The 26263-nt window shown below is 71.6% G+C and carries 23 protein-coding genes; 8 read left to right on the forward strand and 15 right to left on the reverse strand.

Annotated elements, in window-relative coordinates; all coding sequences use genetic code 11:
- Positions 1-15: 15 nt before the first annotated feature.
- Positions 16-585 (reverse strand): TetR/AcrR family transcriptional regulator, encoded by a 570-nt coding sequence (locus IEY93_RS20975; protein ID WP_189164802.1) that lies wholly within the window; start codon positions 583-585, stop codon positions 16-18.
- A gap of 89 nt (positions 586-674) precedes the next feature.
- Between IEY93_RS20975 and IEY93_RS20980 the strand changes: the two genes are divergently transcribed.
- On the forward strand, positions 675-1640 hold the full coding sequence (locus tag IEY93_RS20980) for a ketopantoate reductase family protein (protein WP_189164803.1): 966 nt from the start codon (positions 675-677) through the stop codon (positions 1638-1640).
- Positions 1641-1820: 180 nt separating this feature from the next.
- On the opposite strand, the gene IEY93_RS20985 is transcribed toward IEY93_RS20980, so the two are convergent.
- The 4 genes from IEY93_RS20985 to IEY93_RS21000 all read right to left on the reverse strand — a co-directional run bounded on the left by IEY93_RS20985 (position 1821) and on the right by IEY93_RS21000 (position 6717).
- On the reverse strand, positions 1821-3392 hold the full coding sequence (locus IEY93_RS20985; RefSeq protein ID WP_189164804.1) for an acyl-CoA synthetase: 1572 nt from the start codon (positions 3390-3392) through the stop codon (positions 1821-1823).
- A 108-nt stretch (positions 3393-3500) separates the two neighbouring features.
- Positions 3501-4844, reverse strand: a complete 1344-nt coding sequence (locus IEY93_RS20990) for an MFS transporter (RefSeq protein WP_189164805.1) — start codon at positions 4842-4844, stop codon at positions 3501-3503.
- Positions 4845-5377: 533 nt separating this feature from the next.
- Positions 5378-5836, reverse strand: a complete 459-nt coding sequence (locus IEY93_RS20995; protein ID WP_189164806.1) for a MaoC family dehydratase — start codon at positions 5834-5836, stop codon at positions 5378-5380.
- Positions 5833-6717, reverse strand: coding sequence for an amidohydrolase family protein (locus tag IEY93_RS21000; protein ID WP_189164807.1), 885 nt, complete (start codon positions 6715-6717; stop codon positions 5833-5835). The genes IEY93_RS20995 and IEY93_RS21000 overlap by 4 nt, the downstream gene beginning before the upstream one ends.
- 126 nt (positions 6718-6843) lie before the next feature.
- On the opposite strand from IEY93_RS21000, the gene IEY93_RS21005 reads away from it, so the two are divergent.
- The gene (locus tag IEY93_RS21005; RefSeq protein WP_203968389.1) at positions 6844-7710 is read left to right on the forward strand and encodes a PaaX family transcriptional regulator; all 867 of its coding nucleotides are present in this window, start codon (positions 6844-6846) and stop codon (positions 7708-7710) included.
- A gap of 57 nt (positions 7711-7767) precedes the next feature.
- On the opposite strand, the gene IEY93_RS39575 is transcribed toward IEY93_RS21005, so the two are convergent.
- Entirely contained in the window at positions 7768-9105 is a 1338-nt protein-coding gene (locus IEY93_RS39575) for an extracellular catalytic domain type 1 short-chain-length polyhydroxyalkanoate depolymerase (protein WP_189164808.1), read from the reverse strand.
- Positions 9106-9390: 285 nt separating this feature from the next.
- Between IEY93_RS39575 and IEY93_RS21015 the strand changes: the two genes are divergently transcribed.
- Positions 9391-9849 (forward strand): MarR family winged helix-turn-helix transcriptional regulator, encoded by a 459-nt coding sequence (locus IEY93_RS21015; protein ID WP_229691323.1) that lies wholly within the window; start codon positions 9391-9393, stop codon positions 9847-9849.
- Positions 9850-9884: 35 nt separating this feature from the next.
- Here IEY93_RS21015 and panD read toward each other — a convergent pair whose 3' ends face one another.
- A complete protein-coding gene (gene panD / locus IEY93_RS21020; RefSeq protein ID WP_189164809.1) occupies positions 9885-10313 on the reverse strand; it encodes an aspartate 1-decarboxylase in 429 nt (142 codons plus the stop codon).
- A 536-nt stretch (positions 10314-10849) separates the two neighbouring features.
- Between panD and IEY93_RS21025 the strand changes: the two genes are divergently transcribed.
- On the forward strand, positions 10850-12148 hold the full coding sequence (locus tag IEY93_RS21025; protein ID WP_189164810.1) for a cation:proton antiporter: 1299 nt from the start codon (positions 10850-10852) through the stop codon (positions 12146-12148).
- Here IEY93_RS21025 and IEY93_RS21030 read toward each other — a convergent pair.
- Complete coding sequence (locus IEY93_RS21030; protein WP_189164811.1) at positions 12094-13896, reverse strand: acyclic terpene utilization AtuA family protein; 1803 nt, start codon at positions 13894-13896, stop codon at positions 12094-12096. The two genes, IEY93_RS21025 and IEY93_RS21030, sit on opposite strands and share 55 nt — an antisense overlap.
- Before the next feature lie 325 nt (positions 13897-14221).
- Here IEY93_RS21030 and IEY93_RS21035 point away from each other — a divergent pair, with 325 nt between their 5' ends.
- Positions 14222-14911 (forward strand): GntR family transcriptional regulator, encoded by a 690-nt coding sequence (locus IEY93_RS21035; RefSeq protein ID WP_229691324.1) that lies wholly within the window; start codon positions 14222-14224, stop codon positions 14909-14911.
- An 18-nt stretch (positions 14912-14929) separates the two neighbouring features.
- Here IEY93_RS21035 and IEY93_RS21040 read toward each other — a convergent pair whose 3' ends face one another.
- Entirely contained in the window at positions 14930-15862 is a 933-nt protein-coding gene (locus tag IEY93_RS21040; RefSeq protein WP_203968391.1) for an antibiotic biosynthesis monooxygenase, read from the reverse strand.
- A 178-nt stretch (positions 15863-16040) separates the two neighbouring features.
- Between IEY93_RS21040 and IEY93_RS38395 the strand changes: the two genes are divergently transcribed.
- Complete coding sequence (locus IEY93_RS38395) at positions 16041-16880, forward strand: hypothetical protein (protein ID WP_203968392.1); 840 nt, start codon at positions 16041-16043, stop codon at positions 16878-16880.
- Positions 16877-17347: a hypothetical protein gene (locus tag IEY93_RS21050; RefSeq protein WP_189164813.1), complete on the forward strand. Its 471-nt coding sequence runs from the start codon at positions 16877-16879 to the stop codon at positions 17345-17347. Before IEY93_RS38395 ends, IEY93_RS21050 begins: the two co-directional genes overlap by 4 nt.
- 117 nt (positions 17348-17464) lie before the next feature.
- Here IEY93_RS21050 and IEY93_RS21055 read toward each other — a convergent pair whose 3' ends face one another.
- Complete coding sequence (locus IEY93_RS21055; protein WP_372444479.1) at positions 17465-18238, reverse strand: pyridoxamine 5'-phosphate oxidase family protein; 774 nt, start codon at positions 18236-18238, stop codon at positions 17465-17467.
- A gap of 93 nt (positions 18239-18331) precedes the next feature.
- Positions 18332-18586 (reverse strand): Smr/MutS family protein, encoded by a 255-nt coding sequence (locus tag IEY93_RS21060; protein WP_189164814.1) that lies wholly within the window; start codon positions 18584-18586, stop codon positions 18332-18334.
- A 305-nt stretch (positions 18587-18891) separates the two neighbouring features.
- Between IEY93_RS21060 and IEY93_RS21065 the strand changes: the two genes are divergently transcribed.
- On the forward strand, positions 18892-22281 hold the full coding sequence (locus IEY93_RS21065; protein WP_203968393.1) for a S8 family serine peptidase: 3390 nt from the start codon (positions 18892-18894) through the stop codon (positions 22279-22281).
- 190 nt (positions 22282-22471) lie between these two features.
- Here the strand turns inward: IEY93_RS21065 and IEY93_RS21070 are convergent, their stop codons facing one another.
- From IEY93_RS21070 to IEY93_RS21085, 4 genes are all read right to left on the reverse strand, one after another.
- Positions 22472-23143 (reverse strand): lytic polysaccharide monooxygenase auxiliary activity family 9 protein, encoded by a 672-nt coding sequence (locus IEY93_RS21070; protein WP_189164815.1) that lies wholly within the window; start codon positions 23141-23143, stop codon positions 22472-22474.
- 246 nt (positions 23144-23389) lie between these two features.
- The gene (locus IEY93_RS21075) at positions 23390-24694 is read right to left on the reverse strand and encodes an aspartate aminotransferase family protein (protein WP_189164816.1); all 1305 of its coding nucleotides are present in this window, start codon (positions 24692-24694) and stop codon (positions 23390-23392) included.
- A 203-nt stretch (positions 24695-24897) separates the two neighbouring features.
- On the reverse strand, positions 24898-25389 hold the full coding sequence (locus IEY93_RS21080; RefSeq protein WP_189164817.1) for a GNAT family N-acetyltransferase: 492 nt from the start codon (positions 25387-25389) through the stop codon (positions 24898-24900).
- A 150-nt stretch (positions 25390-25539) separates the two neighbouring features.
- Positions 25540-26208, reverse strand: coding sequence for a tetratricopeptide repeat protein (locus tag IEY93_RS21085; protein ID WP_189164818.1), 669 nt, complete (start codon positions 26206-26208; stop codon positions 25540-25542).
- Positions 26209-26263 lie beyond the last annotated feature (55 nt).

A 26263-nucleotide genomic window follows, 5' to 3' on the forward strand; every position in this document is an offset into this window, starting at 1 on the left:
CCGATGGCCGTTCCGTCATAGCGGGCGGCGCAGCCCGTCCAGCAGGAGGGTGATGACATCGTCGGCCTCGGCCCGCCAATTGGGGCGGTCATGGGCCGCGCCGATGCCGTGCAGCGCCATCGTCACGGCACCGGCGTCCACGTCGCCGCGAACGGCACCGTCCCGCACGGCGGCGGCCACCAGGTCGGCGACAGCCTGCTCCAGCGCCCGGCTGCCCTCGGCGAGGGCACCCGAGCGATCGGCCATGAGCGTGGCCAGCGTCCGGGCCAGGCCCTTGTGGACGTCCATGTACTCGACCATGCCGCGCAGGAAGGTCGTCAAAGCCTCCGCCGCCGGCAGCGTGGCCTGGAGCCGGCGGGCGCGCTCGCACAGCGTGGCCACTTCCCCGTGGTAGACCGCCTCGGCCAGCGCTTCCCGGGTGGGAAAGTGGCGGTACAGCGTGCCGGTGCCCACTCCGGCCAGGCGGGCGAAGTCGTCGAAGCGCAGGTCGAAGAAGTCGCCGGCGTCGAAGACCTCCCGGGCCTTGGCGAGCAGGGCCTCGCGGTTGCGTTGGGCGTCGGCCCGCAGCGGCTTGTCGGCGGTCATGCGCTACCTCGCGTTGACAAGTGGAGATGGCCTCCATATCTTCAAAGTGGAGACGACCTCCAGATCGATCGTACCCCACGAGGTGCAGCGTGAAGATCCTGATGTTCGGCCGAGGCGTGATCGCCACCATCTACGGCTGGGCCTTGGAACGGGCCGGACATGACGTCGAGTTCTACGTCCGCCCGGGCCGCGCGGCGACGTACGGACCCACGACGGATCTCGAGCTGATCGATACGCGGCGCCGGGTGTGGGGGCAGCGCGTCGTCGAGAAGTGGCCGGTGCGCTACCGCGAGGAGCTGCGGTCGGACCACGACTTCGACCTGATCGTGCTCAGCGTGTCGCACCACCGCCTCGCGGAGGCGACGGCCTTCCTGTCCCCGCGTGTCGGCCAGGCCACGGTGCTGGTCTTCGGCAACATCTGGACCGAGCCGCCGGCCGCGATCGGCGCACTCCCCGCCGACCAGATCGCCTGGGGCTTTCCCCAGGCCGGTGGCGGTTTCGGCGCGGACGGCACGCTCCGTGGGGCGCTGCTGCCATCGGTCCTCTTCGGCACCTTCGGCCGGCCCCCGACCGACCGCGAGCAGGCCGTGCGCAGGGTGTTCCGCGAGGCCGGGTTCCGGCTGCGAGAGCGACCCGACTTCCGCGGCTGGCTGTGGGTCCACTTCGTGGCGAACGCGGCCCTGCACACGCAGGGCCTGCGGCTGGGTTCCCTGTCCAAGCTGGCCGGAGCGACGGGCGACCTGCGTGAGGCGCTGCTGACCGGCCGCGAGTTGCTGCCACTCCTTGAGGCGCGCGGCGTCGACCTGCGACGTCACCGGGGCGGCGTACTGCCGTTCCGTGCCCCCACCTGGCTGACGGCCCCCGCGCTCGCCTGGCTGACCACTCATGTAGCCCTCGCGCGCGTGAATCTCACGGCGCACTCCGACCCCGGCGCCGAGGAGCCGCGCGAGGTCTGCCGGGACACCCTGGCCGAAGCACGACGCTTGGGCATCTCGGTACCGCGCCTGGAAGCGGCGGAACCGTACTTCGCCCGCAAGGGCACGGGTCGAGCCTGAATCTCGCCTCTGTTGTCGGTCCCGGTGGTCTAGCGCGGCTCCTTGGTCCGCCGCACCCCAGCGCCGGACCCGGTCGGACCGGTCGCGTTCACACAGCTTTCGCTGTCCAGCCTCTACCGCCTGTCCGTGCGGTCAGCGCTGTGGGCCTAGCGGGCCGTTCGCGCTGCGCGTTTACCCGGCTCAAGGCAGAGGGCGGGTGCGGAGGGGGGGTTTGCGGATCTTGCCGGAGCCGGTTCTGGGGAGGGTGTCGACCAGGTCGAAGTAGACGGGGATCTTGTACTTGGCGAGGCGGGAGCGGAGGAAGTCGCGCAGGTCGGCGGGGGTGACGGTGGCGCCCGGGCGGGGGATGACGAAGGCGCGGCCGACCTCGCCCCACCGGTCGTCGGGCACGCCGACCACGGCGGCCTCCGCGACGGCGGGGTGCTCGAAGAGCACGGCCTCGACCTCTGCCGGGTAGACGTTCTCCCCGCCGGAGATGTACATGTCCTTGACCCGGTCCACGATGTACAGGTGCCCCTCGTCGTCGAGGGTGCCGATGTCGCCGGTGCGGAACCAGCCGTCCTGTGTGAACGCGTCGGCCGTGGCCTTCGGGTTGCGCCAGTAGCCGGGGGTGACGTTCGGCCCGCGTACCAGCACCTCGCCCGGCTCCCCCACCGCCGTGTCGGTCAGGTCGGCCCGGGCCACGCGCACGTCGGCGAAGAACACCGGCACCCCGGCCGAACCGGCCTTGCGTTCGCTCTCATCCGCCTCCAGGAAGGTCGCGCCGGGCGCGGTCTCGGTGAGGCCGTACCCCTGGCAGAAGACCAGACCACGCTCCTGGTAGGCGCGGATGAGCGCCACCGGGATGGACGCTCCGCCGGACATGAGGGTGCGCAGTGACGACAGGTCGGCGTGGGCCCAGCGCGGGGAGCGGGCGAAGGCGGCGAACATCGCGGTGACGCCGAACATCCAGGTGACGCGGTGCTTGCCGATCAGGTCATAGCACAGGTCCACGTCCCAGGACGGCATGATGACCGAGGTGCCGCCTTTGAGGAAGGTCGGCAGCAGTGTCTGGTTCAGCGCCGCGACGTGGAAGAGCGGCGCACTGATCAGCGTGACCTCGGTGCTGGTCACGTCGACGCCGACCATCATGTTCAGGCAGTTCCACACCAGGTTGGCGTGGGTGAGCGTCGCGCCTTTGGGACGGCCGGTGGTGCCGGAGGTGTAGAGGATGAGGGCGACCTCGTCGGGCGACACCGGGGTGTCGATCGGGGCAGGGTCGCCCTGGGCGAGCCAGGTCTCGTACTCCCGCTCCCCCGCCGCGGGCGACTCCAGCGCGACGACCGTCCGCAGGTCCGGCAGGCCGGGCAGACCGGTTGGTCCAGGGGCGGGCGGGGGTGGGGCGGGCATGGTGCGGAGGGCCGCTACGACGTGGGCGCATTCGGGGGCGTAGACGAGGACCGTGGCGCCCGAGTCGGCGAGCATGTAGGCGATCTCGGGCGCCGTGAGGCGGAAGTTGAGCGGGACGAAGATACCGCCGAGCACGTGGGTGGCGAACATGGTCTCGGCGAAGGCGACGTGGTTGGGGCCGAGGTAGGCCACCCGGTCCCCTGCCGTCACCCCGGCGTCCGCCGCCAGCCTCGATGCGAGCATCGTCGTCCGCTCGTGCACCTCCGCGTAGCCGACCGAACGGCCGGCGAAGACGAAGGCCGTGCGGTGCGGGCTCATCTGGGCCCGGCGGGCGGGCCAGCAGCCGAGGCCGGCGTTGTGCACAGGCGGCGTCCTCTCTGCCGCGGATGTCGCGCGTCGCAGCACGCTCGACGTCTCCGCAGGCGCCTTTGATGTGTCGGATGTCGCGAAAGCTGAGAGATCGCGGGCGGGTCAGATGGACGATGGCTTGGCGACGCCGGGAGCGGGCGTGGTCGCGGCGACCGAGGTCAGGTCGTTGCGGCTGGTCTCCCGCAGGGCCAGTACGCAGACCACGGTCAGCAGGCAGCAGGCCGCGATGACCACCGAGATCTGCGTCGTCCCGCCGCCGCCGGTCGAGGCGTCGATCTGGGCGAACACCAGCGGGGCCAGGCCCGCGCCGAGCCCGGCGATCTGGTAGCCGAGGGATGCGCCGGTGTAGCGGCTCCGGGTGGCGAACAGTTCGGTGTACAGCGCGCCGAGCGGGCCGTACATCAGCGGGTGCAAGATCGCCTGGCCGACCACGAGCGCGAGGGTGAGCAGGGCCGCGTTGCCGGTGTTGACCAGCGGGAACAGCACGAAGCCGAACACCGCCATGAGGATCGCCCCGGCCAGTACGACCGGGCGGCGGCCGACGCGGTCCGACAGCGCCGACCAGCCGATGATGCCGATGACCGCCAGCGCCGAGGAGAGGGTGAGGCCGTTCAGCACGGTCTGCCGGGTGAAGCCGGTCCGCACGCCGTAGGCGATGAGGTAGGTGGTGAGCGTGCCCTGGGCCACGAAGGCGGACAGGCCGACGCCCACGCCGAGCAGCAGGGTCTTCGGGTGGTCGCGCAGCACGTCCAGCAGCGGGGCCCGGTGGGAGGCGCGGTCGCGGGCGGCCTCGAAGACCGGGGTCTCCTCGACCCGCATGCGGACGAACAGGCCGATCGCCAGCAGGACGAAGCTGAGCAGGAACGGCACCCGCCAGCCCCAGCTCAGGAACGCCTGCTCGCTCATGGTGGCGGCGGTGCCGGTGAGCACCGCGGTGGACAGCACCATGCCGAAGGGGGCGCCGGCGTTGGTGAAGCTGGTCCACAGGCCGCGGCGGCTGGTCGCGTGCTCGGCCGACATCAGTACGGCGCCGCCCCACTCGCCGCCGATGGCGATACCCTGCAGCACCCGCAGCGTGATGAGCGCGATGGGGGCGAGGCTGCCGATCTGGGCGTAGGTGGGCAGCAGGCCGATGAGGAAGCTCGCGGCGCCCATCAGGAGCATGGTGATCACCAGCATGCGCTTGCGGCCGAGCCGGTCGCCGAAGTGGCCGAAGATCACCCCGCCGAGCGGCCGGGCGAGGTAGCCGGTGGCGAAGGTGCCGAAGCTGGCCACGGTGGCCGCGAGGGGGTCCAGTGCGGAGAAGAAGACCTTGTTGAAGACCACGGCCGCGGCGGTGGCGTACAGCAGGAAGTCGTAGTACTCGATGACGCTGCCGAGGAAGCTGGAGGCAACGGCGCGCCGGAGCTGAAGCCGGCTGGGGGGTGTGTCTGACAGGTTCGGCATGACCGAGTCCCTCGTCCCGTAACGAGCTGGAAACTTCGCCTTGCCCCCGGAGGTTAGGCATCTTCGTAACGGCGGTCAATGGTTTGCCGAATATGTGTACAGGACGGGATATGCCTACCCGGCCGCGTTCCGGCACGCCCCGCCACGACCAGGTCCGCGCCCCGGCTGACCAGGCCGTTCCGGCACCAGAACACCACCCACGCCACCAGCGGCCAGGCCGGGAGAACGTTCACGCGAAGGCGGTTCCGGGCACGATCGCACGATCGGGCCCCGACGCGCGAGGCCGGGCCGGAGGAATACGCACACGAACCTGGTGCCGGGGAACGCCCACACGGCCGCGCGGCACGGCGGGCGAGGCGAAGGCGGACGAAACGTTCACGCGAACGTCGTGCCAGGAACGCTCAGACCCGGTCGCAGCAGCGCCAAGACACAGCACCGGCCCGGGTCCGGGCGATCCGGGCCGCCGGGGACGTGGTTCCCGTCCGTGCCTGGACGCGGCGCCCGGTGGCGGCCGGACGCGGCGCCCGGGGCCCTCAGGCGTAGTGGCGGTAGATGGCGCGGGCCACGCAGGCGGGTTTGGCGGAGCCGTCGATCTCGACGGTGAAGTCGAGCAGCATCTGGACGCCGTCGCCGGGGACGTCCTCCACCGAGACGACGGTGGCGGCGAGGCGGATCTTGGCGCCGACCCGCACCGGGCTCGGGAAGCGGACCCGGTCCAGGCCGTAGTTGACGCTCATCTTCACGCCCTGGATGTCGAGCAGCTCGGTGAAGAGCGGGACGAGCAGGGACAGGGTCAGGTACCCGTGGGCGATCGGCCCGCCGAACGGCCCGGCCGCGGCACGTTCGGGGTCGACGTGGATCCACTGGTGGTCGTCGGTGGCGTCGGCGAAGGTGTTCACCCGGTCCTGGGTGACCTCCAGCCACGCGCCGCGGCCGAGGTCCCTGCCGGCGAGCGCCTTGATCTCGGCCAGGCCGTGCACCGTCGTCGTCATGTACGCGCCGTCTCCTTCTCCGTGCCGAGCCCCAGCAGGCGTACGGCGTTGTCCTTGAGGATCTTGGGTCGGACCTCCGGCTTGATGTCGAGCGCCGCGAAGTCGGCGAGCCAGCGGTCCGGGGTGATCACCGGGTAGTCGGACCCGAAGAGCACCTTGTCCTTGAGCAGTGTGTTGGCGTACCGCACGAGCTGCGGGGGGAAGTACTTCGGCGACCATCCCGACAGGTCGATGTACACGTAGGGTTTGTGCGTCGCGACGGCCAGCGCCTCGTCCTGCCAGGGGAAGGACGGGTGGGCGAGGATGATCCGCAGCTCGGGGAAGTCCACGGCGACGTCGTCGACCAGCATGGGGTTGGAGTACTTGAGCCGGATGCCGCCGCCGCCCGGCACGCCGGCGCCGATGCCGGTCTGGCCGGTGTGGAACAGCGCGATCACGCCGAGTTCCTGCATGGCCTCGTAGAGCGGGTAGGCCATCCGGTCGTCGGGCGCGAAGCCCTGGATGCTCGGGTGGAACTTGAAGCCGCGCACGCCGTGCTTCTCCACCAGCCGGCGCACCTCCCGGACGCCGGCCCGGCCCTTCCACGGGTCGACCGAGCCGAAGGGGATCAGTACGTCGGGGTGCTCGGCGCAGCTCTCGGCGACCTCCTCGTTGGAGATGCGCGGGTGCCCGGTCAGGTGCTCGGCGTCGACGGTGAACACCACCGCCGCCATCTTGCGCTCGCGGTAGTAGGCGGCCATCTCGGGGATGGTGGGTCTCGGGTGCTCCTTGAAGTACTTCGCGGAGGCGCCGAGCAGCTCGTCGCTCAGCGAGGCGTGCCCGCCGGCGGAGACCTCGGCGTGGGTGTGCACGTCGATCGCGACCAGCTCGTCGACGTTCATCGACTACCTCCGAGGGCCGTGGGGATCGGGGGACGCCGTGCCGGCGGCCCCGCCGTCGAATCTAGGGCAGTTATGTGACCACCGTCAAAGATTTGCATGACGTAGCGGAACGTCTACCCTGGTGGCGTGGCCCTCGACGGCGAAGACGACCGCGGCGCACCGTCGCCGGACGGTGAGGACGACCAGTTCGTGCCGTCCCAGCGCCCGCAGTCGCTGATGTTCAGCTTCCTCGGCATCCACGCCCTCGGTCACGGCGCCGCGGTCTACTCCGGAAGCGTCATCGACGTGTTCGCCCGCCTCGGGGTCTCCGAGGAGGCCGTACGGTCCACGCTCGCCCGCATGGTGAAACGCAACCTGCTGACCCGGCACCGCCGGGGGCGCAAGGTGTACTTCGCGCTCACCCCGCACGCCGTCGCGGTGCTGGAGGACGGCCGCAGGCGGGTGTGGGAGACCGGCGCGGTGAACCGCGACTGGGACGGCACCTGGACCCTCGTCGGGTTCTCCCTGCCGGACAGCCGGCGCAGCACCCGGCACGACCTGCGCTCCCGGCTCATCTGGGGCGGGTTCGGGCCGCTGCAGAGCGGCCTGTGGATCGCTCCCGGCGCCAAGGACGTGACCGGCGTCCTCGCCCCGCTGGAGCCGGGCGACCAGGTGACCGTGCTGACCGCGGGCGCCCGCAAGCCGACCGAGGCCGCCGACCTGGTCAGGAAGGCGTTCGACATCGAGCAGATCGCCCGGGGCTATCACGCGTTCCTCGCCCGGTGGGACGTCTCCCGGCCGCTTCCCGCCGCGCCGGACGACCTCGCCCGGCAACTGCTGCTGCACACCGACTGGCTGCAGCTCGTCCGCCGCGATCCGCACCTGCCGGCCGAGCACCTGCCGCGCGACTGGCCGGCGATCCGGGCCGAGCAGGTGTTCCAGGCGCTGGCCCGCGCGTACGAGCCGAGCGCCGCCGCGCTCGCCGCCACCGTCCTGGACGTGCTGCCGGTGTGACGGCTCCCGTGGAGGGTGGTGCGGACCCGGGACGGACCCGCACCACCCTGGTCGCGGTTACCTGCTGCAGGGGGTGCCGTTGAGGGCGAAGGCGGCCGGGGAGGTGTTGCTCCCGCTGTAGGTCCCCTGGAAGCCGAAGTTGGTGCTGCCTCCGGCGGGGATGGCGCCGTTGTAGGAGACGTTGCGCGCGGTGACCTGCGTGCCCGACTGGGTCACGGTGGCGTTCCAGGCGTTGGTGACCTGCTGGTTGCCCTGCCAGCTCCAGGTGACGGTCCAGCCGTTGACGGCGGAGGTCCCGGTGTTGGCGACCTTGACGTCGGCGGTGAAGCCGTTGCCCCAGGAGTTGGGGGTGTAGGTGACCTGGCAGGTGCCGGACGGCGTCGGGGTGGGTGTCGGGGTCGGGGTGGGCGTGGGAGTAGGCGTCGGAGTGGGGGTCGGGTTCGGAGTCGGGGTGACCGTCGGCGTCGGCGTGGGGGTCGGGCTCGGGCCGCTACGGTCGAGGCCGAAGAACTGGATGGCGACGGCCGCCATGCCACCGGACGGCAGGCTGTGGCCCGCGCCCTGGATGGTGTACGCCTCGACCTTGTCCGAGTAGCGCCGGCGGTTCCAGTTCGCCTGCGGGGTGTCGGTCGAGGTGGGGGTCTGGCTCAGGCCGTGCACGTTCGTCCACTGCTTGATCTCCTCCTCCAGCTCGGAGTAGGCGACCACGTTGTCCGCGGTGCCGTGCCAGAGCTGCATGCGCGGCCACGGTCCCTGGTAGGACGGATTGGCGTTGCGTACCCGGTCACCCCACTGCTGGGCGGTGAAGCCGACACAGGGAGCGGAGTTGCCGCCCGGCTGGTAGGCCGCCTCGTTGGGGAAGCAGGTGAACGGCACGCCCATGAACGCCGCGCCCGCCTTGAACACCTCGGGGTACAGGGCGAGCATGGCGTTGGTCATCATCGCGCCCGAGGAGCTGCCGGTGGCGAAGATCCGGTTCGGGTCGCCGTTGTACCGCTGCTGGACGTAGCCGACCATCGACATCAGGGACACCGGGTCGGTCTGGCCACCGCGTACCTTGGAGGCGTCCGACCAGTTGTCGAAGCAGTTGGCCTTCTTCGACGCCGACGGGTAGATCACGATGAAGCCGTACCGGTCGGCCAGCGAGGCGAACTCGCTGGACGAGTAGAAGCCCGGGCCGGAGCCTCCGCACGGGTGCATGGCGAGGACGATCCCCGGGTTGGTCTGCACGTTGTTCGGCACGTACAGGTGCATGCGCAGGTTGCCGGGGTTGGTGCCGAAGCCGGTCACCTCGGTCAGCGTGGCCGCGACGCTGGGCTGCGCGAACACCAGGGTCGCGGCGGCGCACAACACCGCGGCGCAGACTCCGCTGAGCAGTGCGACTAATCGCTTCATCCGCTCCTCCTCCACCTATTTCGCAGGCGGTTCTCCGCCCTCGGCCGGTACCGGCCGGGCGCCCTCCGGCCGGTACCGTGCCGGGTCGCCGCCGGCGCGTGAGTCCTGACGTCAGCCGGTATAGGAGCGGCGCGCGCCGCAGGTCAAGGCGCGGCGGTGCCGTGGTGCCCGCAGTCGGTCCCACGCGGGCGCGTTCACCCTGGTTATCAAGTAACTTGTCATCAAGTGACTTGATACAGACCCGCGAAACTTACATCGCCACGGCGGCACGATATCGTCTATCCGGTGACCCCCCGACGTACCCATCCGGCCGCGCACGAGCCACGCCTGAGCTATCTGGTGTTCCGGCTGGAGCGGCGCATCAGAGCCCGTCTCGACGACGAACTCGCCCGGCACGGCGTCACCACGACCGCCTACATGGCGCTCAGCGAGCTGCGGGCACGCGACGGGGTGTCGTCGGCGGAGCTGGCACGCATCGCCTTCGTCACGCCGCAGGCGATGAACCTCGTCATCCGCGACCTGGAACGACGCGGGCTGATCCGCCGCGACCCGCACCCCGGCGGCGGACGCGTGCTGTGCGCGCGGCTCACCCCCGAAGGGCTGGCGGTGCTCCAGCGGTGCGACGGCTCGCTCGACGAGATCGAAGCGGTGATGTTCGGGAAGGTCGACGACGCCATGCGCGAGGCACTGGCGGAGGGCCTCACCGTCTGCGCGCAGTCCCTGCGCCACGACGAGCACACCTGACGGCGGCCCGTCTCCCGGGCGACGAGTCCGCGGGCCTACCGGGTGCCCGTGGCCATGGTCGTGTCGCCGCGCACGGTGGCGGTCCCGGGAAGCGCTTCTGCGGGGTCTCCGCCGAGCATGGTGATCCGGTTGCGCTCGTCGACGAACACGATGCGCGGGATGAGCGCGGCGGCCTCCTCGTCGGAGACGGTGGCGTAGGAGATGATGATGGCCAGGTCGCCGGGCTTGATCAGGTGGGCGGCGGCTCCGTTGATGCCGATCACGCCGCTGTCCCTGGGCCCCTCGATGACGTAGGTGGACAGGCGGGCGCCGTTGGTGACGTCGACGATGTCGACCTTCTCGCCGGGCAGCAGGTCGGCGGCCTCCATCAGGTCACCGCTGATGGTCACGCTGCCCACGTAGTCGAGATCGGCCTGGGTGACCGTCACCCGGTGGATCTTCGACTTGAGCATCTCCCTGAACATTGCGGGGCCTTCCTGGAGACGAACGGCGTGGCGGAGGAGGACGGGCCGTGCGCCCGGCCGTGCTCGCGCCGAGATCGTGCTGGACCCACGGCCGCTGCCGGCCGACTCGGCCCACCGGATTCTACGTGCTCACCGCGAACACGGCCGACGCAGGCCCATGAGCTCCGTCCGGGTGAACTGCCGGAAGTATGGGGGCGTTCCCGGGCACATCTGGCCGGGGCCGCACACGGGACGGCAGACTGATCGATCAGCGGCACCCAGGAGATGGGCCGTCACACATGGTGTCCGGCGAGGTCACCACGGCCACCGGCCGCGAGCCGCTGCCGTACGGACCGCGCGGGTGGGCCCGCCGGCCAGTGGAGGTCGAGACCGATGAGTGAGCCGACCGCCGCCATCGCGACGAGGGACAGGCCATCGGCCGGCCCGGACGCCGGCCGGGCCCAGGCGGTCGCCGTGATGCGAGGCATCGCGACGGCCTCCGGCTCCGTACGCCTCCCCCGGCACATGTCGCGGACCACGCGCCCTTGGATCGGCTGATGGTGCACTCCGCGCTCATCGCCGTCGTCGTCATCCTGCTCTGCGCCCACCTGTGCGGGGCGCTGGCCCAGTGGCTGCGGCAGCCCAGGGTGATCGGGGAGATGGCCGGGGGCATCCTGCTCGGCCCGTCCGTGCTCGGCGCCGCGCTGCCGCAGGCCCAGCAGGCCGTGCTGCCGCCCGCGGTGCTGCCCCTGCTGGACGTTCTCGGCCAGCTCGGCGTCACGTTCTTCATGTTCGCCGTCGGCATGGAGATGGACCTGCGCAGGTTCCGCCGCGGCGCGGGACGCACCGCGCTCGTGGTCGGCCAGGCCGGGGTGGCCATCCCCTTCGCCCTGGGCGTGGCGGCCGGGCTCGTCCTGCCCGGGCGATTCCAGCCGGACGCCTCCCAGCGGCTGCCGTTCCTGATGTTCCTCGGCCTGTCGCTCGCCGTGAGCGCGCTGCCGGTGCTCGCGTCCATCCTGCGGCAGCGCGGCCTGCTCGACACACCGATCGGCTCGCTCGGCATGGCCACCGCCGCGGTCGGCGACGTCACCGTGTGGTGCCTGCTCGTCCTGCTGATCGGCCTGTCCTCCGGCGGCGGCTCGGCGTCGGCGGCCTGGACGGCGGGGCTGGCCGTACTGTTCGTCACCGCGATGATCGTGGTGGTCGGGCCGCTGGTGCGCCGCGCCCTGGCGTGGGCCGAGGCGCGTCCCCGCGAACCGCACACGATCATGGCGTTCCTCACCCTGTACGTGCTGCTGTGCGCGCTGAGCGGCGAACTGATCGGCATCCACCCCGCGATCGGCGCGCTGCTGGCCGGAGTCGTCATGCCGAAGAACTCCCTCGTGGCGGATGATTTCGTACGCCGGTGCGAGGGCGTCACCCTGTGGCTGCTGCTGCCGCTGTTCTTCACCGTGACCGGGCTGCGCACCCATCTGAGCGCGGTGGCCGGGCCGGTGGAGCTGGCCGTCTGCGCGCTGCTCCTGGTGGCCGCGGTGGCCGGCAAGCTCGGCGGAGCGGCGCTCGCCGCGCGGCTGAGCGGCCTGCCCGGCCGGGAGGCGTTCGCGCTGGGCGCCATGCTGAACTGCCGCGGGCTGACCGAGCTGGTCATCCTGAGCATCGGCCTGTCCCAGGGGCTGATCACCGAGACGCTGTTCCCCATCATGATCGTGGTCACCCTGGTGACCACCGCCGCCACCGCGCCCCTGCTGGACCGGCTGGTCCCCTCCCCCGGCGCCGCGGGGCGAGCCGAGCGCGGGCCCGGTCAGCCGGCGGAGGTCGCCGGGGCCGACGCCAGGGGGATGGGCACCTCCACGTAGCGGGACAGCACGAACTCGCCGAGCGCCTTGGCCTGCGCGTCGAAGCGGCTGGTCTCGGTGGCCCCCTCGCCCAGCAGGCCGTGGATCACGAAGTTCAGCGCGCGCAGGTTGGGCAGCTCGTAGCGGTCGACGGGCAGGCCGGCCGCCTCGGGGAGCAGTTCGCGCAGCCGCTCGACCGTGACCGTGCGGCGCAGCCAGGCGTACGTCTCGTCGTCGCGGGTCCACAGGCCGAGATTGGCGTTGCCGCCCTTGTCGCCGGAGCGGGCGTCCGCCACCTCTCCCAGGGGGATCCGTACGACTCCCGCGCCGGGGAACGACGTTCCCTCGGCCGCGGCGGGCGGGCTCGGGGCGGAAGGGAACGACGCGGCGGGCTCGGGCGGGGCGGTGGGAGACCAGGGGATCGCCTCCACGGTGCCGTCCGGGAGCACCACGTGGTGGTCCACCTCCCCGACGGGGACGGCGCACGGCCAGTACGTGCCGTACGCGCGGGCTCCCTGCGGGGTGCCGGTGGCGTAGAAGCCGGGATAGTTGCCGAGCGCGAGGCCCACCACCAGGCCGGAGAACGCCCGGCCGACCGCCTTCTCCTGCGGTCCCTTGACCGCGATGCGCAGCAGGCAGGAGGCGGCGTCCTGGCCGGCGGCGTCCTGCGCGGCCGTGCCGATGCGCTGGAAGACCACCGAGCAGCCGCCGGGCAACCCGTCGCGGACGGCGCGTTCGGCGAGCGCGGCCTTCTTCTCGATGTGGCGGCCGGTCAGCACGAGAGTGATCTCGTTCCGGTAGCCGCCGAGGGCGGTGACGGCCACCTTGGCGAACGGCGGGGGCGGCGCGCCGCGCGTCCCGGCGATCTCCACGCGGTCCGGGCCGGCCTGGCGCAGCGTCAGGGTGTCCAGCAGCGTGGTGACGTCCGGGTTGAGGTAGCGGGTGCCCTGGATCTCGTAGACGAGTTGCGCGGTGACCGTGCCCACGGTGACCGCGCCGCCGGTCCCCGGATGCTTGGTGATCACCGCGCTGCCGTCCGCGGCGACCTCCGCGATGGGGAAGCCGGGGTGGGTGAGGCCGGGGATGCCGAGGAAGGAGGAGTGGTTGCCGCCGGTCGCCTGGGCGCCGCACTCGATGACGTGCCCGGCGGCGACCGCGCCGGCCAGGCGGTCGAAGTCGTCGCGCGCCCAGCCGTGCCACCAGGCGGCCGGGCCGAGGGTCAGCGCGGCGTCGCTGACCCGGCCGCAGATCACGATGTCGGCCCCGGCCTCCAGCGCGCGGGCGATGCCCCACCCGCCGAGGTAGGCGTTCGCGGTGAGCGGGGTGAGCCCGGAGGCGGCCAGCGGGGTGCCGTGCTCGGCGTGCGCCAGCGGGTGACCGGCCGCCTGGATCGCGCCGAGGCGTCCGAGCAGGTCGTCCCCGGCCACGTGGGCGACGCGGGGAGCCAGTCCCGCGGCGTGTGCCTGGGCGGTGAGACGGTCGGCCAGGCCGCGCGGGTCGAGCCCGCCGGCGTTCACCACGACCTTGATCCCGCGGTCCAGGACGGTTTCGAGCACGGGGGCGATCTGGGCCGGGAAGGTCGCCGCGTAGCCCGCCGCGGGGTCGCGTGCCCGGCCCTTGGCCAGGACGAGCATGGTGACCTCGGCCAGGTAGTCCCCGGTGACCACGTCGACGTCCCCGCCGCCCACCATCTCGGCGAACGCGGTGTGCCGGTCCCCGTAGAACCCCGAGGCGTTGGCGATCCGCACGGCCCTGCGTATGCCGCCCATCACGCCCTCCCACCTGTCCGCGTCCGCCGGCCGGCGGGCGCCTCATCTGACGATGATCCACGCATGCTAGCGCCGGTCGTCGCGAGAACCGATCCCGGCGTACGGCCATCGCCGGGCGGACACCAACGAGCGGCGGGAAGCAAGGCTTGGGCGGTCACTTCCATTCCACAAAACCCCCGAATCGGCATGTGGCATGTCACATGTCAACGCTTGGGACGAGTGCGGCCTTATCCGGCATTTCACCGATAGAGTCCCCGAGAGTCGTAACCTCAGGGAAAGGGCCTCGGTGCGCACGGTCGGTGGTGGGTCAAGCCTCACAGAGCAGGTGATCGAGGCCGTCCGGGAGGCGATCCGCTCCGGCGAGCTGCGGCCCGGCGAGCTGTACTCGGTGTACCAGCTCGCCACGCAGCTGAACGTCTCCCGCACCCCCGTACGCGAGGCCATGCTCCGGCTGGCCGAGGCGGGCATCGTGCGCTTCGAGCGCAGCCGCGGCTTCCGGGTGCTGCGGCGCGACCCGCGGGAGATCGCCGAGGTGTTCCAGCTCCGGCTGCTGCTGGAGGTGCCCGCGACGCGCCTCGCCGTCCGCCGCGCGAGCCAGGAACTGGTCGGGGCGATGCGGGGTGAGCTCGCCGGGATGCGCGCCGCCGCCGCCGGCCTCGACGAGCCGCGTTTCCTGCGCCATGACCGCGCCTTCCACGACCTGCTACTGAACGCGGGCGCCAATCGCAGGCTCGCCGCCATCGTCGGCAACCTGCGGGACGCGACGATGACGCTCGGCGCCTCGACCGTGGAGCGCAGGCGCTCGCTCGCCGACGTCGCGGCCGAGCACGAGCCGATCGTGACCGCGCTTTCCGCCGGGGACGCGGAGGCCGCCGCCCAGGCGATGCGGCTGCACCTCACGCACACCGGCGAGTTGCTGCTGCGGCAGTCCGTGGCCGACGGCGGCGGCACCGCCGACCCCGAGGACCTCGCCCTGATCCGCTTTCCGGGGACGCCCGGAGCCACCTCGCCGTGAGACCCCGCGCCGCCGCGGTCACAGCCGCCCGGTCGCCCAGCCGAAGAACGCCAGCATCACCGCGTACCCGAGCGCGACCGCCAGCGCGCCCAGCAGGTGGGTACGCGCCGACGTCTCCCGGCCGGGCGTCAGCCAGCGCCGCAGGGCCCGGTTGACCAGCGGCATCACCAGCCAGGTGAGGACGCAGACGCTCAGCGCGCCGCCGATGAACAGGTGCAGGTAGCCGGGCACCCCGGCGGCCCCCAGCGCCCGGTCGGTGGTCAGGCTCAGCACCATCATGATCGGATAGAGCCCCAGGAGCACGGCCATGGCCTGCTTCCAGTTGGGCGGGAGGGCGTGGCCCGCCGCGTCGCCGCCGAGCCGGAACCAGCCGCCGAACGCCGAGCCGACCTGCCGTACGTCGTAGGAGGCGAAGGCGGCGCGGCCCTCGTCCAGCAGCTTCTTCCTCGCCTCGGAGGTGAGCCAGGTGTCCAGGTGCTCGCGGGTGTCGAACCGGAAGACCGAGACCCAGTCCTCCTGGACGCCCGGGACGGGCCGGAACAGCTCGAAGCCGAGGAACCCGGGGTATCTCTCCTGCACCTTGCGCACCTTCTGCTGCCAGCGGACGAACGCCGGCTCCTGGCCCGGGGCGAGGTGATGGGAGATCACCACGGTCACCGCCGGCTGCACCGGGGGCTCGCCGGCCAGCACCTCCTTGACCTCCGGCCCCTCCAGCAGGGAACGCCCCCGCGCGAGCATCCGCTCGTGCTGCGGGGAGTTCAGCCAGGCGGTGAGCTGATCGATGCGGGCGAACCGGAACACGACCACCCACTCGCCGTCGGCGCCCTGCCCGGGGGGATAGACCTCCTTGCCCTCGAAGCCGTGAAAGCCCCGCGCCAGCTCGGTCATCTCGTCCTGCCAGCGCCGGTAGTCGGCCTCACGCCCCTTGCGCACCTTCTGCGAAAGGAACACGGTGGCACTCTGGTCCCCCTGGTTCGCCGCGGCCATCACAACTGCTACGGTAGCCCTTAATGGACAAATGGGACATATAGCGACGATTTGCCCATCGGATAACGCACTCGCCATTTGCCGATGAATTAGCCAGACATTCCCTCAGCTCTGCGTACCGGGGCGTTGGGAGGCCGATTCGATGAAAAGCGATCGCACACCGGCGGCGTCCGCGGCCCTGCGGCGCACCAGCGCCGGACCATCGCGCTACGTCATGGAGCTGGGCCTGCTCAACACGGGCGACGACGACCTGACCGGCTGGCAGGCGGCGATCACCCTGCCCGAGGGGGCCGGCATGGCCGCCGGAGCGGGCGCCGCCGTCGAGGAGACCGCACCCGGCGCCTACACCGTCCGGCCGCACCCCGGCGCACCGCTCGCGCCAGGGCACCGGCAGATGGTGTCGGTGGAGGTGTACGGCACCCTGCGGGCTCCCACGTCCGCGACGTTCAGCGCCACGGCCGGCGACGGCGCGACGGTCCAGGCCGCGGTGGCCGTGGTGGCGGCGGTGACGGACGGGGACAGCCGCGAGGCCGACGAGTCCACCTGGCCCGGCTCGACCGGCGTCGGCGAGCAGGCGCCCGCGACCGGGAACACCGGCGGGGGCGGCGGCGCCGGGCTCGGCGGAGGAGGCGGGGGCGGCGCGACGTCCACGTTCCGCGTGCACATCGAGTGGGAGAACGACTCCGGCGGAGGCGGCGGCGCGGGCGGCGGTGGCGGCGTGAACCAGGGCGGCGCCGGGTCCGACGGACGGCAGGGCGGCGACTGGCAGCAGTACCAGAACTCCTACCAGAACTCCGCTCAGGACGGCGCCCCGGCGAGCGGCAAGGCCGGCGCGAACTGGCAGCAGCAGTACCGGCGCGGTTCCTCCCCTGCGACGGGCGGGGAGCGCAAGCAGGCCCAGGAGGACCCATTGGACGAGATCAAGGCGGAACTGCGCGCCCTCGGCGAGCGGGTGGCCGACCTGGAAGGCGGGAAGCCATGAGCGGCACATCGGACTGGGAGGCCTGGGCCGGCCGGTCCAGGCCGTCCTCCCCCGGCGCGTCCACGGCCGGGCCCGGCGGCGACTGGGCGGACTGGAGCGGCTCCGGCGGCGAATCACCCATTCCGCCGGACACGAGCCCCCTGCCGTACGCGGTGCGGTGTCCCATCGGCCCGGACTCCTCGGCGGCGCGCGTGCGGCTGCCGAAGAAGGTCGCCGAGGGGACGGCGTTCGTCGTCGACGTCGGCGTGGACGGCCCGGCCGACGGCACCCTGCCCGGCGCCCGCGGCTACCAGCGGCTGGACGCGACCACCGTGCTGGTGCACCTGACCGGAGGGGGCGAGGTGGCCGCCGGCCCGGAGTACGAGCCAGCCCGGTATCCCGGCGGCGCCGGCAAGCCCGTCCCGCCGCCGCCCGGCACGCCGTTCGTGGTCGTGGTGGTGCTGCCGCCCGCGCCGCAGAACTACTGACCACCTGCGAGGGCGCGGAGGACGGCACGCCCGGATGCCACGCGCCGCGGCTCGGCACCGGCCTCGGCGGCAGGCTGCGAACATGCCGCCGAGCCGGGTCGGCTCCGCGCGGCGGGGTCAGCCCTTGTACAGGCGCTCGGCGTACTGCTCGCCGTAGTAGCGCTCCAGCTCCTCCAGGCTCTCCTCGACCGCCGGCTGGACCCGCTTGACGATCTGCGGGTGCGGCGGCAGCACGCCGGGGTTCCAGGTCTGGTGCTTCCACAGGCCGGAGCGCATGAACGCCTTGGCGCAGTGGAAGAAGATCTGCTCGATCTCCACGACGACGGCGAGCACGGGCCGGTGGCCCTTGACGACCATCCGGTCGAAGAACGGCGCCTCGCGCACCAGCCGGGCCCGGCCGTTGATCCGCAGCGTCTCGTTGCGGCCGGGCACGACGTACAGCAGGCCGACGTGCGGGTTAGCCAGGATGTTCAGATAGCCGTCCGCGCGGCGGTTGCCGGGCCGTTCGGGGATGGCGATCGTCGTGTCGTCCAGGACGAGGGTGAACCCGGGCGGGTCGCCCTTGGGCGAGACATCACAGTCGCCCTCCGCGCCGGAGGTGGCGATCAGGCAGAACGGGGAGGCCGCGAGCCATTCGCGGTCCATCTCGTGCAGCCTCCGGCGTTCCTTGGTGATCGCCCGGGGCATCACCGGGCCGAGCAGCTCGCGCAGCTCGGCCGCCGAGGTCACCGGCGTGTACCCCTCGCCGGAGGCCGGACCGCCCGCGCCCTCGGCGGCGGCCTCCTCGAACGCGTCCGCCATGCAGACGCCGTCCATGTCCGCAAGCACCCGGGCGTGCTCGGCCATCTCGGCCTGCCCGGCATCCCCTGCGTACTCCGCCTTCCGCGTCATCGCGCCCCCTCCGTCGCCCGATCATGGCCGCGGCCAGCCTAGGCCGCCGCCCACGGGGAGGTCACGCGGGTTTCACGGTTCGGACGCGCGGGATCACTTCCACCGGAAGTACACGAACAGCCGGCCGTGGTTCTTGGCGTCCTTGTCGATGCGGTGGTAGAGGGCCTTGATCTCCTTCTGGTCGAGGAACCGGAGGACCTTCTTCTTGAGCTGGCCGGACCCCTTGCCGGGGATGATCTCGACCTCGGTGGCCTTCTTCCGCACCGCCTCCTGGATGATGCCGTGCAGCGCCCGGTCGATCTCGCCGCTCCTGTTGTAGATGTCATGGAGATCAAGCTTCAGCTTCACCCCGTGATTGTACGACGTCGGCCTTCGCCTGCTTTGGACCGTTCTGCTAACTGCGCTGATCACAGCATTACACCGTTCCATGTCCACATTTGGTCATAAATTGCCGCTGGCCGGCGCCCGCATTGATCTAGGCGGGAAAGAAGCGCGCCTCTAGACTCCGACTGAGTTCGGCGGCCCGGACACGGGTCGTGCCGGACACATGTCGCCCGACGGGGAGGGTGGGGTCCTTCCCGTGCGCCAAACGGGTGACGCGGCTCCGCCATGCCCGCCGGGCGGTGATCACCGGTGGTTCACCAGGAGGTGCCGTGCCACGTAAGTCCCTTCCCAACTTCTTATCCCGGGCGTCCCGGCTGCGGCGCGTCGCGGCGGCGGGCGCAGGCCTCGCCGTCGTGGCGGTGCTGAGCCCGGCCGTGCCGGCGTCCGCGGAGCCAGGTCCCACCTCTGGCTCCTCGACCCCGGCGACCGGGTCGACCAGCAAGTGGAAGGCGACCCCGCTGACCGCCGCCGGCCGCGTCCAGGGGGCCAAGTCCCCGAGCGGCAAGCTGGCCAAGAGCGACACATCGCTGTTCTCGGCGACATCGGCCACTCCCGTCAACGTGGTCGTGAAGCTCGACTACGACTCGCTGTCGGCCTACAAGGGCGGCGTCGACGGGATCAAGGGCACCAGCCCTTCGGTCACCGGCAAGAGCCTCGACGTCAACAGCGCGGCCGCCAAGCAGTACGAGAAGCACATCGCGGGCGTCGAGAACGCCTTCCTCGGCGAGCTCGGCAAGCGCGTCCCCGGCGCGAAGGCGGGGCAGCGGCTCCGCACCGTGTACGGCGGCGTCACGGTCAGGGTCCCGGCGAACAAGGCCGTGGAGCTGCTGAAGCTGCCGGGCGTCGCCGCCGTGCAGAAGGACGAGCTGCTGCAGCCGCTCACCGACGCGAGCCCCGACTTCATCGGCGCTCCCGCGATCTACAGCAAGCTGGGCGGCGCCCCCTCCTCCGGCAAGGGCGTGATCTTCGCCACCCTGGACTCGGGCATCTGGCCGGAGCACCCGTCCTTCGCCGACCCGGGCAACCTGCCCGCTCCCCCGCCCACCAAGGACGGCACGCCGCGCGTGTGCGACTTCGGCGACAACCCGCTGACGCCCGCCGCCGACCCGTTCGTGTGCAACAACAAGGTGGTCGGCGGCGCGCCGTTCCTGGACACCTACAACGCGGTGTACGGCGGCGAGATGTACCCCGACAGCGCCCGCGACTCCAACGGGCACGGCACGCACACCGCCTCCACCTCGGCGGGCGGCCCGGTGGCGAACGCCAACCCGCTCGGCATCGACCGCGGCCCGATCCACGGCATCGCGCCCGCGGCGTCGGTGTCGGTGTACAAGGTCTGCGGCGCCGAGGGCTGCTTCTCCTCCGACTCGGCCGCCGCCGTCGGCCGGGCCGTGCTGGACGGCGTCCGGGTGATCAACTTCTCCATCTCCGGCGGCAGCGACCCCTACAGCGACCCGGTGGAGCTGGCCTTCCTGGACGCGTACGCGGCCGGGGTGTTCGTCTCGGCCTCGGCGGGCAACGCCGGGCCCGGCGCCGGCACGACCGACCACGCGAGCCCGTGGGTCACGACGGTCGCCGCCTCCACCCAGACCCGCACGTACCGCTCGACCATCACGCTGAAGGGGACGGGCGGCGCGACCGCCACCATCTCCGGCGCCTCGATCACGGCGGGCGTGACCTCGGCGCTGCCGGTGGTGTCGGCCGCGGCCCCGCCGTACAGCGACCCGCTGTGCCTGAACCCGGCGCCGCCCGGGCTGTTCAGCGGCAAGATCGTCGCCTGCCAGCGCGGCCCTAACCGCGTCCTCAAGGGCTTCTCGGTCAGGCAGGGCGGCGCGGCGGGCATGATCCTGTACAACGCCACGCCGCTCGACGTGATGACCGACAACCACTGGCTCCCGACGGTCCACATCGATCAGCCCGAGAGCACGACCCTGCTGAACTTCCTGACCGCCAACCCGGGCGCCACCGCCTCGTTCACGCAGGGCGCCAAGGCGACCTGGCAGGGCGACGTGATCACCACGTTCTCCTCGCGCGGCCCGGCCGGCGACTTCCTCAAGCCGGACGTGACGGCGCCCGGCCTGCACATCCTGGCCGGAACCACTCCGACGCCGGAGTCCCCGCTCGAAGGCCCGGCCGGGAACCTCTACCAGGTCATCGCGGGCACCTCGATGTCCTCGCCGCACGTCGCCGGGGCGGGCGCCCTGCTGTTCGCGCTGCACCCGGACTGGACACCGGGGCAGGTGAAGTCGGCGCTGGAGACCACGGCCAAGACCTCGGTCACCAAGGAGGACCGGGTCACCCCGGCCGACCCGTTCGACTACGGCGGCGGCCGCATCGACCTGACCAAGGCCGGCGACCCCGGGCTCACCGTGGACGAGACGGCGGCCCGCTACGCCGCCTCGGCGGCCGACCCGCTGAACCGCATCGACCTGAACGTCCCATCGGTGAACGCGCCGGTCATGCCGGGCCTGATCACCGCCAAGCGCACGTTCACCAACGTCAGCGGCAAGACGCTGGCCTACACCGCCTCGGGCAGCGCGCCGAGTGGCGCCAATGTCACCGTGCTGCCCCCGCTGTTCACGGTGAAGGCCGGCAAGAGCGTCGAGCTGACCATCGTGGTGACCGCGCCGGACCTGCCCGAGGGCCAGTACTTCGGCCAGGTGAACCTCAAGCAGGTCGGCGGCACCCGTGACCTGCACCTGCCGGTGGCGTTCTTCCGCAAGGAAGGCGCGGTGCCGATCGACCAGACCTGCGCGCCGAGCACGATCGCCCGCAACACCGGCGAGTCGACCTGCACGGTCACGGTGGAGAACACCACGCTGAAGGACACCGAGGTCACCGCGCTGAGCACGCTCGACGCCAAGCTGCGGCTCAACAGCGTGACCGGCGCGACCAAGGTCGGCACGCAGATCGCGATCACCAAGGCCAAGCTGGCCGGGCGTCAGCCCGACAAGCCGGCCATCGCCCCGGGCTCCGGCCCGGCGGGCTACCTGCCGCTCGACCTGTTCGGCATCACGCCGACCCCGATCGGCGACGAGGAGGCGGTCAACTTCACCGTGCCGGCCTTCACCTACGCCGGACGGACCTACAACCGCATCGGCGTGGTCTCCAACGGCTACTCCGTGCCGGGCGGCACCTCCGGGCAGGCGGACATCTCGTTCGAGCCGCAGAACCTGCCCGACCCGGCGCCGCCGAACAACGTGCTGGCCCCCTACTGGACCGACCTGAACGGCGAGGGGACGCCCGGCGTGTACGCCGGAACGCTCACCGACGGCGTCGACACCTGGATCGTCCTGGAGTGGCGGGTCAACCTGTACGGCACCTCGTCGCTGAAGGTGTTCCAGCAGTGGATCGGCGTGAACGGCGCCGAGGACATCACCTACTCCTACGACCCGGGCGCCCTGCCCGGCGACCCCGGCCCCTCCTACGGGCTGACCGTGGGCGCCGAGAACGCCGAGGGCTCGGCGGGCGCCCAGATCTCCGGGCCGCCGGTCCAGGACTACCGGGTCACCAGCACGCCGGGCGCCCCCGGCGGCAAGCTGACCTACACCATGAAGGTCAAGGGCGTCACCAAGGGCACCGGCTCGGTCACGACCGCGACCTCCACCCCCGAGGTGAAGGGCATCACCATCGAGGTGGACAAGATCACCGTGCAGTAGCCCGGGCGGTGCACACCGGGTGAGCATCAGGAGGGGTCCGGCGACGCGGTCGCCGGGCCCCTTCGCCCGTTCACCGGCCACGCGACCGCCGGGAAGGTGCCGGGACCAGGGCGTGCAGGCGAAGGCCCGCCCTCCTCGCACGGGGCGGCGCGCGGAGGAGGGCGGGCGGTCCTGCGGCGGCGGGCGTCCGTCAGACGAAGTTGACGTCGCTGCAGAAGTAGTAGTTCTGGTCCGCGTGCGAGGCCTTCCAGATCGTGTAGACCACGTGCCGGCCGGTGCGGGACCCGCGCGAGATGTTGTTGATCATGTAGGTGTTGGACGGCGCGTACCTGCCGGTCTCGCGGACCAGCTCCAGATGGTTCCAGCCGAGCGGCGTGGTCAGGGCGTTGTAGCCCTGACGGGTGATGTAGACCTTGATGTAGTCCGCGCCATGGGAGGCCTGGTCGTTCAGGTTGATGTTGAACGTGCTGCCCAGGTTGGTCATCTTCCACGCGCCGGGCGTGTCCATGGAGCGGTAGCGGCCGTTCTCGGTCAGGCCGGCGCTGCAGAGCTGGCCGTTGGGGATGACCCCCTCGTGGTTGCCGTTCACGTTCTCGCGGTAGAGCCCGTTCCAGTTCCACATGGCGTTGACGTTGTCCTGCCACGCCTGCCAGCACATCGGGTCCTGCTGCTGCATGGTGGGGTTCTGGAAGTCGTTGCCCCAGCGCTGCCAGCAGCCGTAGTTGCGGGAGGCGGGATCGACGACCGACCCGTGCGCCGACGCGGTGCCGGTGAACGGGACGGAGGACAGCAGGACCGCGCACATCAGGATGGCCAGCGCACGAAGGGCGCGACGGGGTGAGCGGCGAATGTGATGGGACATCGTGCGGTCTCCGTGTTCCGGTTGGGGGGATTCCGGTGAAGGGGAGCGCTCCCGCACACGGACGCTATCTGACTCCTCACATCCGCACAAACGACTCCGGTAAGTCAACAAGGGACTGACCAGCGAAGATCGCTATATTAGTTTGGCAACCAGCCGAAAGACGCGGCCTGGCGGCCGTTGGACCCGTTGAAAATTACACTGAACCGGTTCACGCGGCGGCGCCGGTGGCCGGGCTCGGCGCGGGGCTCAGGGCCGCTGGAGGAGTACGGCCTTGATGGACGCCTCCAGAATGTCCAGACCGGTGTGCAGTTCGTCCTCGCTGATCGTGAGCGGCGGGGCGATGCGGAAGATGCCGCCCATCCCCGGTAGCTGGACGATGTTCATGTGCAGCCCGCGTTCGAGACAGGCCGCGGTGATCGCCTTGCCCAGCGCGTCGGCGGGCGTCTTGCTCTTCTTGTCCTCGACGAGCTCGATGCCCTGGAGCAGGCCGCGGCCGCGCACGTCCCCGACCACCTCGTACTCGTCGCGAAGCGCGAGCAGCCGCTCGGTGAGCCGGCCGCCGAGCGTCGCGGCACGCCGCACCAGGTTCTCCCGGTCGATGACGTCGAGCACCGTCAAGGCCACGGCCGCCGCCAGGGGGTCGGAGACGTGGGTGGTGTAGAAGAGGAAGCCCCGTTCGTGGCAAACCTGCTCGATCTCGGCGGTCGTGACGACGGCCGCCACCGGCAGCCCGGCCCCCAGGGTCTTTGACAACGTCAGGATGTCGGGCGTGACCCCGTCCCGCTCGAACGCGTACATCAGTCCGGTGCGGCCGAGAGCGGTCTGCGCCTCGTCCAGGATGAGCAGCATGCCCCGTTCGTCGCACATCTCTTTGAGGCGGCGCAGATATCCGGGGGGCAGGTCGATGATGCCGCCCGAGGAGAGGATGGGCTCGATCAGGCAGGCGGCGAGACTCCCGGCGGACTGCCGGTCGACCAGGGCGAAACCGTAGTCGAGCTCGGCCTCCCAGTCGTGCGACCCGTCGGAGGACCGGAACGGCGAACGGTAGGCGTTCGGCGTGGGCAGCGCGAGGTTTCCCGGCATCGGGGGACCATAGCCGTGCCGCCCGGCGGAGAAGGTCGCGGCCGCGGCCCCTTGCGTCATGCCGTGCCAGGAGCGGTCGAAGGAGACGATCTCGAAGCGGCCGGTGGCGAGCTTGGCCATCTTGATCGCGGCCTCGTTCGCCTCGGCTCCCGTGGTCAGCAGCAGCATCTTGCCGAGCGCCGGGGGCAGGGTCGCGGTGAGCCTGCGGGCGAGGTCCAGCACGGGTTCGCTGAGCATGCCGCTGAACAGGTGGTCCAGCGAAGCGACCGCGGACGAGACCGTCGCCACGATGTCCGGATGCGCGTGGCCGAGGATGGCGCTCATCTGCCCCGAGGTGAAGTCCAGGATCGCCCTGCCCTGACGGTCGAAGACGTACGCACCCGCCGCACGTTCGATGACCCGTGAGGTGAAGCCGCCCCCGTAACGAATCAGAAGGCGGTCCGCATCGTCCCAGAACGTCGTGTCCATCCCAACCCTCTCTCACCGCGTCCGGGACGACACCGGGCCCTCCACTCGACGCCGTCCTCGACCGCGGGCGAACCTCGCAACAACGACCAGGACGCATCATCCTCTTCGGCCGCGTCCGCCGCATCCCTCACGTTCACAACTCTGCCCTCGCCGCGAGCCCGCACGGCCGCCCGCCGGTCCCGCGTGACCGGCGGGGCCGGAGGTCAGTCCCCGGCCGGGGTGAGCGGCTTGGCGAAGCAGCGGCTGCCCTCGTGGAAGCGGTAGTAGCCGAACTTGGCGCACGACTCGTAACCGCTGGAGATGTAGAGCTCGACCGCCTCGGGCTGCCGGGTGCCGGTCTCCAGCACCATGCGCAGCCGGCCGGCGGCGCGGGCGTCGTCCTCCAGCATGGCCAGGACGCGGCGGGCCAGGCCCCGGCGGCGCGCCTCCTCGACCACGTACATCCGCTTGAGTTCGGCGTCGCCCGGTGAGTACCCCTCGTCCGCGTCCTCCATCACCCGCCAGCCGCCGGTGGCCAGCGGAGTGCCGTTCTCGTCGTAGGCGATGAGATACAGGCCGTTCGGCGGCTCGAACATCATCGGGTCCAGCGGGGTGGCATCGCCGTCGCTCTCGTATCGCCTGGCGTATTCGCGCTGCACCTGATCGTTCAGCTTGATGGCGTCCGGGTGGTCGAACGAAACACGACGGATGTCCACATCAGCCCTTTCTCCCCTGTTGACCGACTCGCGTGACCTTATCGCCCCCGCCCCGAGAGCGACGCCCGGGGCGGAGTGCGTCCATGCCGAACACGGGATGGGCCGGTCGCCGACGGCAGGAGGCTACATCGGGCCACCGACAGGATCGCGCTACAGCCGGGCGCGGGCCTGCTGGACCTGGCGCTGGATGCCGTGCGCGCCGGCCGCCTCGGCGATGGCGCCCGCCTCCTCGATGAGCGCCACCGCGTCCCGGCGGCGGTCCTGCCCGGACGCCAGGTACGCCAGCCCGACGAGGTTGGCGGCGACACCGGGCAGAAAGCCGAGCTCCCTGCGCAGTCGCGTCGACTCCTCCAGCAGCTCGCGGGCCGCCTCCAGCCGCCCGGCCATGTGCTCGGCGAAGCCGAGGTGCCTCAGCGTGTAGGACAACGTCAGCGCGTCCCCGGTCTCGGCGGCGAGCGCGCGGGACCGTTCGAGCGGGCCGAGCGCGGCCTCGCCGTCGCCTCGTACCAGCTGGTGGAAGATGCCGATCCAGAGCAGCGCCTCGGCCTCGCCCCGCGCGTCGCCGAGCTTGCGGTACAACTCGGCCGCGCGCTCGAACAGGTCCAGCTCGGCCGGATCGGCCATCTCCCGCGCCTCCTGCGGCGCCGCCTCGCGCCGGTCGAGGAAGCGCGCGTGGACCAGCCGTCCGCGGGCCAGGGCGAGGCCGGCCTCCACGGCGTCCAGCTCGTCGTCGGCGGCGGCCAGGACGCTCGTGTCGCCGCCGAAAACGGCCCGCTCGTACAGCAGCCGTGCCCGCTCGATGCGGTCTTCCCCGCTCATCCGCCCCGCCCCCATCCGCGCTCCGATCACCGGCCTGCTCCGGCCCGGTGACGCC

This window comes from Sphaerisporangium melleum (assembly GCF_014646695.1).
In the GTDB taxonomy this organism is placed as follows: Bacteria; Actinomycetota; Actinomycetes; order Streptosporangiales; family Streptosporangiaceae; genus Sphaerisporangium; species Sphaerisporangium melleum.